The sequence below is a fragment of the Paenibacillus sp. SER-28 genome (assembly GCF_052906305.1).
In genome coordinates, this window is sequence record NZ_JBRECM010000001.1 from 691095 (window position 1) to 704318 (window position 13224).

The window sequence follows — 13224 nt, forward strand, 5'->3', positions numbered from 1 at the left end:
TGATCATGATTTCATTCGTCCGGCCAAAAAGGAGCTGTACTGGAATATGCGTCTAAGCGACTTTTGGCGGATTTCCGGCTCGTCAAATTTCATCGGTTTGGCATTGGCCTCAAAAAACCAGAGGGTTCCGAGCGTATCCACGCCCAAATCCATGGACATTTCGCCATGAGAAAGACCGGATGCGCGTTCAATTTGACGTGCAATCTGTATGGCCGTACTTTTAACTTTGTTCAGTAGATCCGTGCTGTCCTCAGGCCCAAACAGTGAGGACAGTAGCTTGAACGGGTCCTCTACACTCCCGCCACGCGGGACATGTGTGGTAATGCTCCCTTTTCCCGCCAGTCTGGCACCGACCCCGGTTATACTCCAGGAGCCACGGATATTTTTTTGTACCAGGATACGCAGGTCGAAGGGTTTTTTCTGATAGGTTGCCAGATCGATACCCTGTTGAATGATATAAGGCGAGTTGCCCGCTTCCCGGCGGATACGTCCCCATAGCCGGGATAGCGATACAGATCTGTAGGTTACACTTTTTTTGTCATGCTGAATGGTCAGTCTGTAAGCCATTAGATGTTCTGGGCGGAATTTAAGAATCATAATCCCTTTTCCGGCCTTACCGTTTTCCGGTTTGAGATACAGGTATGGATACGCAGACAGCATTTTTCCTAAGGAAGACAGGTTGCTTAACCGTTTGGTTGCCGGAACAAGCTGACTAGTGGTTTCCGAGGTACGCAACCACTTGAACAGTTCCCATTTGTTAAAAAAGCCTGGATTGTACAGCTCAATGCCTGAGGCATGTGAAATTTCATCCAACTTTGTGCGCACAGAGGTTTTAAGTTCATAATTACGATTGGGGATGCGATTATAAATGACCTGTGGAGGTGGAAAATTCTGTTCCTCCCACGTCTGTAAGCTCTTGTTGAAAACGTAGCCCTTAACCGTTTCGTCTGCCAGTTTCAGGTCCCTGACGGTAACAATGTACACCTGATAGCCCATCCGTGTTCCCGTTTCAAGAATATCCCTGAAATTGCGCTGATTGCCCTTGAAGAATTGTTCTTCGTCGTGCACTGTCAATACAGCAACGACTGGCTTTTGCTCCGCCCGGGTATTCATAGTTCCTCTTTTCTGCGGAATTTACTGAGGTAAAGACAGTGGTCCAAAATATGCTCCACGGATGCTTTACCCTCCGCACGCAACGATGGATGCTGAAAAATGGATCGGCCTGGCTTGGAGTTGGCTTCAAACATCCATACCTTTTCATCCTGATCAATACCCAGATCAAAGCCGATTTCACCCAGTAGATGCTGGTGATGGTGTTCAATGGCTTCTGCGAGCGTGACTGCTACGTTTTTGGCACGTTGAAGCACTTCACCCGCCCGGTCTCCGAATACCCGGTTCAACGCCTGTTCAGGTGTCATAAGGGAGCCGCCGTTTTTGATGTGGGTCGTGACACTGCCGCGTCCGGCTTTTTTGGCTCCAATGCCGACGACGACCCACTGATTATTTCCATTTTTATGCATGTGAAACCGGAAATCAATCGGGCAATTGTCAATCTCGATCAGCTGGATACCCTGTTGAATGACGTAACCCTTTAACATCTGTCCCTGATTGGAGTGAAGCATCCTGAGCATGGAGTTAAAAGAGGTGAATTTTAGCAATACATTGCTATTTTTCTTACGGTACCTCACAAAATAGCCTTGCTTGGGAACATGGGACAGGCGGTAGATTCCTTTACCGAGGCTACCTCCACTTGGCTTGTAATAAGCAAATTGATGTCGCTCCAACATACCTCGGATACGTTCAGAGCTGGGATTCATATATGATTCAGGAACATAGCGGTTAACATCTGGATTATTTTCCAGCAGATTATAGATATCGGACTTATTGAAAAAGCTCCAGTTAAAGAAGGGAATTCGTTTGCGGGAAAAGCGTTCGCGTAGTTGATTGATCGCCGGGGAAAAATCAGAGCGTCGGCTCGGCAAACGATTATAAATTACGTCCGGCAGAGGTACAAGTTTACGTGTGAATTCCCCGCTGGAAGACAGAAAATAGCCGTTAATCGTATCATTTTGCCAGTTAATATCCCGAGGGGTAAAGGCAAAAATATAAGATTTTTTGCTGCCTTCCTTCAGCAGTTGCTTAATAAAGCCTGTGCGTGATCCGAAAGGGCGAGTGGTGGAGTTGGTACCGTCAGACAGCACGCCAATCAACGGCCCTAGCTGTATATCCCCATCCAGATTTCGCAAATAGATGGCCCCGCTTTTGGGAACACGGATTGCATTACGTAAGCCGGAGGTCAAGTATAGATGGCGTCCCGCCTTCTGAATTGGTTTTACTGTAGCGGGAATCTGATCCTTACCGAGCCGCAGACGTACGGACTTGGCTCCGGATAATTTAAGGCTTTTCAACAAGGAAGTGGATATATACGCCACCTTGTCGGGCTGCTGTGAGAAATGCACATTGCAATGCGTTAAACTCATCTGTTTATCCTCCTATACCGTATGTTCAAGGGAGGCGCCCGCGCCCTTTGGCCCTGTCGCTTTGGAATGGGTCATTAAATATCGAGCATATTCGAGCGGGCGGTTGACCGACTGGAAAGCGCACTCTGGCTGACGGGTCTGAAAAAAGGAGGCCCGGCCAGGTCGGGAATTAACCTCCAATAGCCAGATATTCCCGCTCCGGTCAATACCGTAATCAATTCCCAACTCGCCAAGGCGGCCATAACGTTCCTCCAGCGCCCTGGTAATGGTCAAGGACAGCGCCATCATCTGCCCGATGATGAGACGCGTGGTGTCCGCGCCAAATTGTTCACGAAGGTAAGGCTCAGCTGGATGGGCTTCGCCCCCACCGTGAAGATTAGAAGTCAGAGTTCCTTGTCTGCCTTCTCTTACGGCAAAGCCCGTCAGGCGCCAATAGCCGTTGCCATCCTTTTGCATGAGTGCGCGAACATCAAAGGGATGATTGCTTTGGCTTGTTAATTTCAAATAAGGCTGCACGATATAAGCGCGTTTGTGTGCAATTCCGTGGACCCATGACAATCCTGCATCCAATTCGGAAAACAAGCGCCGGAACGGGCGGTTACGGGAGTCTCTACCCTGTACAAGTAGTCCCAGGCCTCCTTCTGCCAGCCGGAGATACAGTGTGCCCTTGCCATGTGTTCCGGTCTGTGGCTTCATAAACAGCTCCGAATGGCGTCGTAGCCATTCCACAAGCTGGATCGTGTCCCGGTATGGCGCCGTAGGCGGCACAAAGGGACGCACTTTATCTACCGCATGCAAAGCTCGATACACTTGCCATTTGCCAGGTAAGTTACGCGACCAGTAGATGAGCTTGCGCGATTTTTGCTCCGCCATATCTTCCAGTGTGCGCCTGACATTCTGGCTCTCGTGAACATGGAGACAGCGGTTATACACAATGTCCGGCAACGGAAAGCGGCCGGATGTCCATACTCCGTTACGGTAAACATAACCTCGTATGGAGTGATCTTCAGGTGAAACTCCTTCGGCGGTAAACGCCATTACGCTAAGACCAGAGCGCCTGCCCAACAGACTTAGCCTGCGGCAAAAATCGGCTTCGGTAATAGGGGGAGTGGCGGCCTGATTCCGGCTAACAAGCACGCCCAGCGTGCCTGGCACAACAAGAGACACCGACAACAGCTCCTTTGGCAGCCAGACTCTGGAAGAGATGAATTCATTTGAAGCCGGCTGAATAACAGCAGTATTCAATCATTTTTTTTACGGACGGGCGAGTCTTCTGATCATTTAACGGCGTGTTGTCATTCTTCGATGGCTTCGAATTGACCTCCAGCAACCAGATGCGCCCCGTGCTGTCTATTGCCAGATCTATACCAAATTCTGCGAAATGGGCGGGAATCGCTTTTTCCACTCCGCTTGCGATATCCAGTGCTGCTGTTTTGAGAGAGGTATGCCCATTCGATTTAACGGTTGCGGGCAGCGTGGTTTTGGCAAGTGCTTCCTTGACTGTACTCAGCGTGCCGCCTCTTGCCAGATTGGACACAAAGTGGCTGCCTCCGGCGATCCGGGCGACAATGGATGTTACGGTCCAGGTTCCAGACGAATTTTTCTGTACAAGCGCACGAAAGTCGACCGGACGCTTACCGTGATCAATCAAGGTAAGTCCCTGTTGGAGTTGAAAGCGTGTTGTTTTCATTTTTCCCGCTAAGCTTTTGTACAGTTTATCGACGTTGGCATACATTTGCTTGCGGGGTGTGCCCGCTGTTGTGGATAGCACCGAAAAGGTACCATCCGTTTGTTTGTTAATGCGCATTATGCCTTTACCTAGGCTTCCGCGCACTGGCTTGAGAAAAACAGCGGGATACTGGTTGCACATTTTTTTGAAAACAGCAAAGGTTTGCAGCAAGTGGGACTCGGGTAAATACTTGCGCAGGGAAGAATTGGATTTAAGCGCATCAAATACTTCATTCTTATCCAGAAACTTTTCGTTAAAAATGGTCGTGCCGTACTGCGATTTTACTTCTTTCATGAAATGCTGTACGCTAGTTCTGTTCTCGAGTTTACGGGAGGTAAGACGATTATTGACGACATCGCCGGCAGGCATGACCGTCTTTTTCCAGCCTCCGTCATACACCCATCCCTGAACTCGCCCGGGCTGACTTCCGATATGCTCCGGGGTGAAAAAATACACATATGCTCCTTGTCTGCGGCATTCCCCGACTAGTTCACGGCAGAACAGGGTGATCGACCCGAAAGGCTTGTCGGGCTGTTCGGGATAGTCCCGACTGACCAGCACGCTAATAAGTGGGCCCACTCGAAGTGTCCGGCGACCTCGGCTGTAGGTTACTCGCAGATTACAATTGGCATGAAGCCCCATTTTTCGGGCTAGCACGCTTCCCACACGTAGGCCGCTGTAGCGGGGCACCGATATGACGGTAACCTCTTGGCGGAACGAACCGAAGGCGAGCTGAACGGGGTGGCCAGCGGATATTTTCCATTTGCGAAGCAGGGACTCGCCGACCATGAGTACGTCATCCTGCAAGATGCCCGATCCGATGATTTGAATCGTTGTTTTTTTGATGGACATCGTGGATCTCCTTCCGGGCAGCAACTTGATGTCTTGAAAGTAACGGGAAACGTGAATGGGCTGTAATAGCACTGATTCATCATATGAGGACATATATCCCTTGGTGATTGACGGACAATGTGAAATGTTGACACTAAACTTGTATTGGAGGAATAAACAATCATGAACATCTATGACAAAGCCCATGATTTAGCGAAAGCATTGAAGGAAAGCAAAGAGGTAGACGAAATTACGTCAGCGATGAAGCTGATCGAAACCGATCCAGAAGCCAAGAAAATGCTCGACGATTTCCGTGAACGCCAAATGGAAGTACAGCAACGCATGATGAGCGGCGATATGCCAGCACAGGAAGAGATGGAAAAGATGGAGAAGCTGTTTGAGGTACTTAGCTTGAACCTCAACATCCGTCGCCTGTTCGACGCTGAACGTCGCCTGAGCGTGATTATTGAGGACGTTAACAAAATTATTGCAGACAGCCTTCAACATTTGTACGGTTCATCTCTGTAAGTTTGTCTCATATTCCTTCCTGTCCTCTCATAGACTAGATACATAGAGTCACAGGGAGAGGAAGGGATACGATTGGGTTCTTTCAAAAAATGGAAACACGGTTTGTACACACTCATTGCATTGGCTATGGTTTTGGTCGCGTTACCACGCATCTCGCTTGCAGGCGGTTTGAACTGGGTCAACGGCTTTGGAATGGTATGGGTACTTTTTGCGTTGCTAGTCATCGGAGCAAATATGCATTTTTTGCTGGGTGTGGATGAGGAAAAGCGCAAAACGCTGGAGCGTGTGCGGCGGGCCAAAATGCAGCAGTGGCAGATGAAATGGGATAAAAAAGCTGACAAAGGCAGCATGTAGTGAGTTTTTTCAGCTTGTCCTGGGCTTGCCTCCCAGATGGCAAATCAATCATAGTAAGAAGCGATTCCTTGTAAAAGAGGGGATCGCTTTTTTTACTATTTGCGAAGCGGAGAACTCAAAATGAACAAGGGTCTAAAATATAGGGATATTGTGCTATAATAGATACAGAATGATACAGATTGAACGTTGGGGGTGTAACAGAGTTGGACGGGCTAGATGAAACAGTTACGAAGCATGAGCAGCTATTGCGACATATCGAGCAGTTGAAAATAGGCTCCAAAATTTCTGTGCGCAGGTTGGCTAAAGAAATGAGTGTCAGCGAAGGAACGGCCTATCGGGCCGTGAAGGAAGCCGAGAACCTGGGAATCGTCATTACCAAGGAACGGATCGGAACAGTACGAGTGGAGAAGCGACCGCGCGGCTTGTCCGAGCAGCTGACCTTTGCAGATGTCGTAAATATTGTAGAGGGACATGTGCTGGGCGGAAGTGAGGGGCTGGAGAAGCCCTTGCACAAGTATGTGATCGGAGCGATGCGCGAGGAAGCTATGGCCCGTTATATTGACGCAGGTAGTTTGCTGATCGTAGGTAACCGTGAGGATGCGCATTCACTTGCATTGGAGCAGGGGGCAGGTGTGCTGATTACAGGGGGCTTCGGTACGAGCCGAGAGGTTAAGCAGCTCGCAGATCAGATTAGTCTGCCGATCATTTCCTCACGCCATGATACTTTTACAGTGGCATCTATGATTAATAGAGCCATATTTGACCGCTTGATCAAAAAGAAAATTATGCTGATTGAAGACATTACGGCAGGCAAACCGAAAACGTTGACCTTGAAAATCAACAGCACGCTTACCGAGTTTGAAGAACTTTCGGTGACGACCGGACATCATCATTTTGCAATAGTGGATGAATGGAATCGTTTAATTGGTATCGTCAGCCGCAAAGATGTGGAGGGGCTTCTACCTGAGCATACGATGGATAAATGTCTGATCCGCAATCCGATAACGGTCACCTACCAGACCTCGCTGGCTTCCGCCGCGCAAATGATGGCGTGGGAAGGTGTAGATTATTTGCCGGTCGTGGACCGTAACCGCAAGCTGCTTGGGTCTGTTACACGGCGTGAGGTGCTGGAGGCGCTGCGTAACGCCCAAAAGCAGCCACAACTTGGCGAGACGTTCGACCAGTTGATCTGGAACGGGTTTGCTGAAGAGCGTAATGAGGACGGATCGTTATTTTTTCGCGGTTTTATTATTCCGCAGATGGCGACCAATTTAGGTACGATCTCGGAAGGCGTACTGGTCAACGTGATGACACAAGCGGGCTACCGGGCAGCTAGAGACATGACCGGCAAAGATTATGTGCTGGACAATTTGACGACTTATTTTATTAGACCCGTACAGATAGAGGATGCTGTCGTTCTTCGTCCGTTGCTGCTCGAGCTGAGTCGCCGCACCTGCAAGCTAGAAATTGCAATTTCACGGGAAAACCATTTGGTATGCAAAGCAGTGATGACACTTCAATCCATTGAACATGGTTAGTCTACCTGTGGCTACCTATGGATCGGAGCAGGGTGTGAAGTCGAATAGATCGACTTAGTGGCTTTCAGGCAGTCTTTCTTTTGCTTCCAGCCAAATTTGCAGCACCCCTTCCATTACAAGCATCGTTTTGACCTGGATCGTATACTCCTTGTCACGAACGGTGTATTTTTTTTGGTGCAGCAACATACGTACCAGCTTGCTGTCAGAGTCAATCTCGAACATATCTCTGCCGCGCAGCACCTCCAGATCACGACTGACACGGCGAAGAAGTTCCTTCAGGTTGATAGAATCAATTTTTTCGGCCGAAGCTTCCTCCGCGATCAGCTTGATTTCTTTGACAACGGTTTGGCGCTTGCTGTATTTGCGCAATGTTTTGTTGTCTTCCTCGGCTTGCTGGAGCTGGAATTGAAGATCCTGGTTGTTCGTCCATAGCTGATTGAAGCTGGCATGCCAGATGGCATTGTAGATCATTCCTCCCGTAATCATACCGAGTACAAAGACGGAGGATAATTGCATAAAAGGGCGCAGGCGCTCAAAAGGGGGGACTCTCATAGTCGTTTCACCTCACGGTCGTCCGTTGCCGCATACCCACTTGACCAGCTCTGCACCCATATGAGCGCCTAAAAAGGCGAAAATCAAATACAATATCTGCTTAATGGCAGGTGACAAATTACCATCCAACATATTGCTTTCAATGACCCGGATCGGGTCCATCGTTCCCCCCACAGCGGCGGCAAGCGCCCATATTTTAATTCTTCCGGCAACCTCCAGCATCGTCTGGGTTGGCGGCTGAAGCGATACCACAGCTCCCATTCCGCCGAGCATGGCTCCCCCGAGCACGATGCCAAAGGCAATGAAGAAGTCGAGAATCGCTTTGGATATAAAAGTGCTCATGCTCTTTTCCTCCTTAGGTATACGAATCAGGACCGCGCTTGTCCGCCGAGGTCTGTACTTTTATTCTATGGGCGCTACTAACGCGGATATGATAAAATAGTTTGAAGAAAATCAAGCGGTGAAAGGAAGAGAAGCGCATGAGTTCATTTGTGCATTTGCATGTTCATAGCGAGTACAGCCTGCTGGACGGCGCGGCTCGTACCGCGGAGTTGGTCAAACAGGCGTCAGCTTACGGAATGAAGGCGCTGGCCCTTACAGACCACGGGGTTATGTACGGTGCCATTCCTTTTTATAGAGCGTGTGTAGAGAACGGCATTAAGCCGATTATCGGGTGTGAGGCCTATATGACGGCAGGATCGCGTAAGGAGCGTGGCAGTCGGAAGGATCAGCCTATATATCATTTAATTTTGCTCGCCAAAAATAAAACAGGCTATCAAAATCTGATGAAGTTGTGCTCCATCGGCCATTTGGAGGGCTTTCACTACAAGCCGCGCATCGACATGGAGGCTTTGACTGCCCATCATGAAGGCATCATATGCCTGAGCGCTTGTTTGGGCGGTGAAGTGCCGCAGCATTTACTGCATGGTCGGGAAGCCGAAGCACGACGAGCAGCGGAACGGTATCGTAACATTTTTGGCGATGATTTTTATCTGGAACTCCAGGACCATGGTCTTTCGGAGCAAAAACGTGTAAATCCTCTCTTGATCGCACTGGCGAAGGAACTGAATATTCCACTGGTGGCGACGAATGACGTGCATTACTTGACTGAGCCAGATGCGGACGTGCAAGACGTTCTGATCTGTATCGGGACAGGGAAGACAGTTGACGATGAGGAACGCTTGCGTATACCAACACGTCAGTTGTATCTGAAAAGTCAGGAGGATATGGCTCGTTTATTCCCGCATGTGGCAGAAGCCATCGCCAACACGGTGCGTATTGCTGAAAAATGCGAACTAGAGCTGGAATTCGGTCAATCCATTTTGCCTGAATATCGCCCGCTGCCGGAAGGAATGACCTCTTCGTCCTATTTACGCAATCTGTGCGTGCAAGGGCTGGAGCGTCGCTATGGAAGCGATCCCGGATGGGAGCAACCGGAGGAACGGGAAAGGTTGAACCAACGGCTAAACTATGAGTTGAATACCATTGACAGTATGGGTTTCAGCGATTATTTCCTGATTGTATGGGATTTTATTGCCTTCGCTCATAAGCATAAGATTGCAACGGGACCGGGGCGGGGTTCTTCAGCAGGCAGTTTGGTTGCCTATGTGCTTAACATCACGAATGTCGATCCGATGAAATACAACCTGCTCTTTGAACGGTTTCTGAATCCAGAACGAATTAGTATGCCAGATATAGATATTGATTTTAGTGATGAACGGCGTGACGAGGTTATCGACTATGTAGTACAGAAGTACGGAAATGAGCATGTAGCGCAAATTATTACCTTTGGAACGCTGGCAGCAAGAGCCGCTGTCCGTGATGTCGGTCGTGCATTGAACGTGCCGTATGGCGAGGTGGACAAGGCAGCCAAGCTGATTCCGGCGCAGCTAGGCATTAATATCCGTCATGCGCTGGAAATCACCCCGGAGCTGAAAACGCTATATGAAACGAAGCCCAAGACACGTGAACTGCTGGATATGGCGATCAAGGTTGAAGGAATGCCTCGTCATGCTTCGACACATGCAGCAGGTGTTGTCATTTCGCGGACTCCATTGACCGATGCAGTTCCGCTTCAAGAGGGGAGCGAAGGGGTACCTTTGACGCAGTACTCGATGGAAAATCTAGAGCGCATTGGTTTGCTTAAAATGGATTTCCTTGGGCTGCGTACGCTCTCCATTATTGAACGGTGCATACACTGGATTGCGGAAGAGCATGGAGAAACGCCTGATTTTAGTCGTATTCCCGATAACGATCCGCATACCTATGACTTGCTGGGCAAAGGAGATACAGGAGGCGTATTCCAGCTGGAGTCGGCCGGTGTACGCCGGGTACTCAAGGATTTGAAGCCGAGTGTATTCGAGGATATCATTTCTGTCCTGGCTTTGTATCGTCCGGGCCCGATGGGCTTTATTCCTAACTTTATACAGGCCAAGCATGGTCAGATTGAGATTTCTTATCCGCATCCTGACCTGGAACCGATCTTAAAGGATACGTACGGTATTATTGTGTATCAGGAGCAAATCATGCAGATTGCTTCACGCATGGCGGGCTTTTCCCTGGGAGAAGCCGATCTGTTGCGCCGGGCTGTGTCCAAGAAAAAGCGCGAAGTGTTGGATCTGGAGCGCGGGCATTTTGTCGAAGGCAGTATCAAGCAGGGATACACGGAGGAGGAGGCCGGAAGGGTTTACGATATGATTGTCCGTTTTGCTGACTACGGCTTCCCGCGTGCTCATGCAGCTGCTTATGGTGTGCTAGCATTTCAAACGGCTTATCTAAAGGCCCATTATCCGGTGCAATTTATGGCTTCAATGCTGACAGCCGTGATGGGAAGTCATCGGAAAGTGGCTGAATATGTCGTCGAATGCCGTCGTATGGATATCGCAGTGTTGCCGCCTGATGTGAATGAGAGCGGGGTGTTGTTTACTCCTTTACAGCAGGGAGGCATCCGCTTCGGCCTAGCAGCGATTAAAAATGTCGGCACACAGGCGATGGAGAGCATTCTCGCTGTTCGCAAGGAACGGCCTTTCGACAGCCTGCTCGATTTTTGTCGACGTGTCGATTTGCGGGTATGTAATAAGAGAGTAATTGAATCGCTTATTCAGGCAGGAGCCTTTGATTCTTTGACGGGTCATCGGGCACAATTGCTTGCCATGCTGGATGAAACGGTCGATGCAGCCGTCAAGTGGCGCAAGGAACGGGATGACTTGCAAATTGATATGTTTGGTTTTGTGGAAATGCCCAATTGGGATATCGAATATCCCAATGTACCCAAATTCAGTGCCAGCCAGCAGTTAGAGCTGGAACGCGAACTGCTGGGACTGTATTTATCCGGGCACCCGTTGGATGATTTTGAGTCGCTGTTGGAAAGCAGCGAGGCGGATCGTTTGATGGAGCTTGGCGATGTGCCAGATGAAACGGTTGTTGTGACCGCAGGCATGGTAGTGTCACTCAAAACGATTACGACCAAGCAGGGTAAGGCCATGGCCTTCATTGAGCTGGAGGATCAGATTGAGCGCTGTGAGGTTGTGCTGTTTCCTGAGGTATGGAAGCGAAGCCAGCAGTGGATTGAAAAGGGAGCTTTGCTTACGCTTCGAGCCAAGATGCAGCAGCAGGACGAGCACTTCAAGCTCCTTGCGGATGAGACCGCCCCGCTGGCGGAAGACTCGCTGGCACGGCTCCTCCAGCGCCGACGTGCCAGTACGCGCTCGTCCGCCGCTGGAGCATCCGTGCCAGCGGCTGGCTCTGCTGCTGGCGGCCCGGGCGGGAGAACGTCGCGCGTGTCGCCCCCGCCTTCGGCAGCCAATGCATCTGCTTCGCCTCAACCGAAGGCGGCCCGTCCCGTGATGGCTGCTTCACCGCGTGGAGCCGAAGCGGCTCGAGGTGAGCAGGTGCCAGTCCCGCGCAGCTCGGAGCCGACCACTCATCAGCGGGTGTTTGTCAAAATCACCCGCCAGGCCGAGGAGGACGCCAGCTTGCTGGTCAGTCTCAAGGCACTGCTCCAGGAGCATCCCGGTGCTATGCCTACCGTACTTTTTTATGAGAGCAACCAGCGTCTGCTGGCCTTGAGCGATGCTTACAGCATTAAGCCCTCTCCTCAGCTTTTTGATCAAATGGAGTCGATGTTGGGTGAAGGTACGGTGAAAGTCAAATGATAGGCACACAGCAAACCGCCCTTATTGTAACGGTTTAATGAACATTTTCCTTCCTTCCCGCATACACTTGGAAAACTGGCGGAACAGGAGATTCAACACGTACCCTGCACCATAAGGTCCCGTACGGTGAAAGAATAGACTGCACGGTGAAAGCGGGAGGGAAATTATGTCCTATGAATATGCAGAAACTTTGTTAAATCGCAGAGGCATTCGTATCGAGTCCATTGCGGACATTGTTTTTCAGCTTCAGCTAAAATATTATCCTCATTTGACGATGGAAGAATGTATAGACAGTGTCAAAGCGGTTTTACAAAAGCGTGAGGTTCAATATACGTTGCTCACAGGTATTGCGCTCGATGAGCTGGCCGAAAAAAAACTTCTCCCCCAGCCATTGCAAGCCATTATGGAGGCTGACGAACCGCTGTACGGAGTGGACGAGACACTGGCTCTTGGAATTACGAGTGTGTACGGCATGATCGGCTTAACCAGTTTTGGTTATCTGGATAAGGAAAAGACGGGGATTATTGAACAGCTGAACCAAAAAGGCAGTGGTATTCATGTGTTTTTAGACGATCTTGTCGCCGGACTAGCTGCCGCTGCTTCTTCGCGCATTGCACATCGGAGCCTCCATGCCAAGCATTATCCTGCATCATTGGACGCTTAATTGACCTGTGTAGACAGAGTTGATGATTTTCTAGGCCCTCCGACGAACTTGAATGATCAGGAGGGCTTTTGTTGCGGGAAAAAAGTAAGGTATGTTATCATGAGTCTATTATATGGGCTCAAAACTTGAGGCTTAGGGGGTAGAAACAAGGCATGTGGACGGTGATTTATATTGCACCGACGGCCAGACTGGCTGACATGATTAAGCTCAAACTGTCTGAAGAAGGTTTTATGGTGCAGGCCCGGGCCATCAGCGCGTCCAAGCAACAGTTTGAGATACTTGTGCCTTCGGGTGAAGTCGAAGAAATACAGGAAGTGCTTAATTCGATTTTGCGCCCTTGAGTCCGGAACGGCGGAAGTGATACAGCAGCATGAGTGGAACAAAGGATGCACGA

Annotated in this window: 12 protein-coding genes; 6 read left to right on the top strand and 6 right to left on the bottom strand. The window is 49.8% G+C overall.

Features of this window, described 5'->3' with window-relative positions; all coding sequences use genetic code 11:
- Positions 1-3 precede the first annotated feature (3 nt).
- From ACUYLD_RS03230 to ACUYLD_RS03245, 4 genes are read right to left on the bottom strand one after another with little or no spacing between them, the layout of a single operon-like run.
- Positions 4-1113, bottom strand: a complete 1110-nt coding sequence (locus ACUYLD_RS03230; protein ID WP_446674403.1) for a YheC/YheD family endospore coat-associated protein — start codon at positions 1111-1113, stop codon at positions 4-6.
- Positions 1110-2480 carry a YheC/YheD family endospore coat-associated protein gene (locus tag ACUYLD_RS03235; protein WP_061831703.1) on the bottom strand — a complete coding sequence of 457 codons (1371 nt, stop codon included), beginning with the start codon at positions 2478-2480 and terminating at the stop codon, positions 1110-1112. The genes ACUYLD_RS03230 and ACUYLD_RS03235 overlap by 4 nt, the downstream gene beginning before the upstream one ends.
- A gap of 12 nt (positions 2481-2492) precedes the next feature.
- Entirely contained in the window at positions 2493-3647 is a 1155-nt protein-coding gene (locus ACUYLD_RS03240) for a YheC/YheD family endospore coat-associated protein (RefSeq protein WP_446674404.1), read from the bottom strand.
- Between the two features lie 43 nt (positions 3648-3690).
- Positions 3691-5061: a YheC/YheD family endospore coat-associated protein gene (locus tag ACUYLD_RS03245; protein ID WP_165175993.1), complete on the bottom strand. Its 1371-nt coding sequence runs from the start codon at positions 5059-5061 to the stop codon at positions 3691-3693.
- Between the two features lie 162 nt (positions 5062-5223).
- Here ACUYLD_RS03245 and ACUYLD_RS03250 point away from each other — a divergent pair, with 162 nt between their 5' ends.
- The 3 genes from ACUYLD_RS03250 (at position 5224) to ACUYLD_RS03260 (ending at position 7460) form a co-directional block, all read left to right on the top strand.
- Entirely contained in the window at positions 5224-5568 is a 345-nt protein-coding gene (locus ACUYLD_RS03250) for a YlbF family regulator (RefSeq protein WP_250261855.1), read from the top strand.
- 72 nt (positions 5569-5640) lie between these two features.
- The gene (locus ACUYLD_RS03255; RefSeq protein ID WP_069291592.1) at positions 5641-5922 is read left to right on the top strand and encodes a hypothetical protein; all 282 of its coding nucleotides are present in this window, start codon (positions 5641-5643) and stop codon (positions 5920-5922) included.
- Between the two features lie 203 nt (positions 5923-6125).
- Positions 6126-7460, top strand: a complete 1335-nt coding sequence (locus ACUYLD_RS03260) for a DRTGG domain-containing protein (protein WP_069291593.1) — start codon at positions 6126-6128, stop codon at positions 7458-7460.
- A 54-nt stretch (positions 7461-7514) separates the two neighbouring features.
- On the opposite strand, the gene ACUYLD_RS03265 is transcribed toward ACUYLD_RS03260, so the two are convergent.
- Positions 7515-8012, bottom strand: coding sequence for a hypothetical protein (locus ACUYLD_RS03265; RefSeq protein ID WP_061831708.1), 498 nt, complete (start codon positions 8010-8012; stop codon positions 7515-7517).
- Between the two features lie 12 nt (positions 8013-8024).
- Positions 8025-8354 (bottom strand): YtrH family sporulation protein, encoded by a 330-nt coding sequence (locus tag ACUYLD_RS03270; protein WP_013309582.1) that lies wholly within the window; start codon positions 8352-8354, stop codon positions 8025-8027.
- 137 nt (positions 8355-8491) lie between these two features.
- Here ACUYLD_RS03270 and ACUYLD_RS03275 point away from each other — a divergent pair, with 137 nt between their 5' ends.
- From ACUYLD_RS03275 to ACUYLD_RS03285, 3 genes are all read left to right on the top strand, one after another.
- Positions 8492-12166, top strand: coding sequence for a DNA polymerase III subunit alpha (locus ACUYLD_RS03275; protein ID WP_446674405.1), 3675 nt, complete (start codon positions 8492-8494; stop codon positions 12164-12166).
- Between the two features lie 166 nt (positions 12167-12332).
- Positions 12333-12830 (top strand): phosphatidylglycerophosphatase A family protein, encoded by a 498-nt coding sequence (locus ACUYLD_RS03280; RefSeq protein WP_023987905.1) that lies wholly within the window; start codon positions 12333-12335, stop codon positions 12828-12830.
- A gap of 152 nt (positions 12831-12982) precedes the next feature.
- Entirely contained in the window at positions 12983-13171 is a 189-nt protein-coding gene (locus ACUYLD_RS03285; protein ID WP_013309585.1) for a hypothetical protein, read from the top strand.
- The last annotated feature ends 53 nt before the right edge of the window (positions 13172-13224 follow it).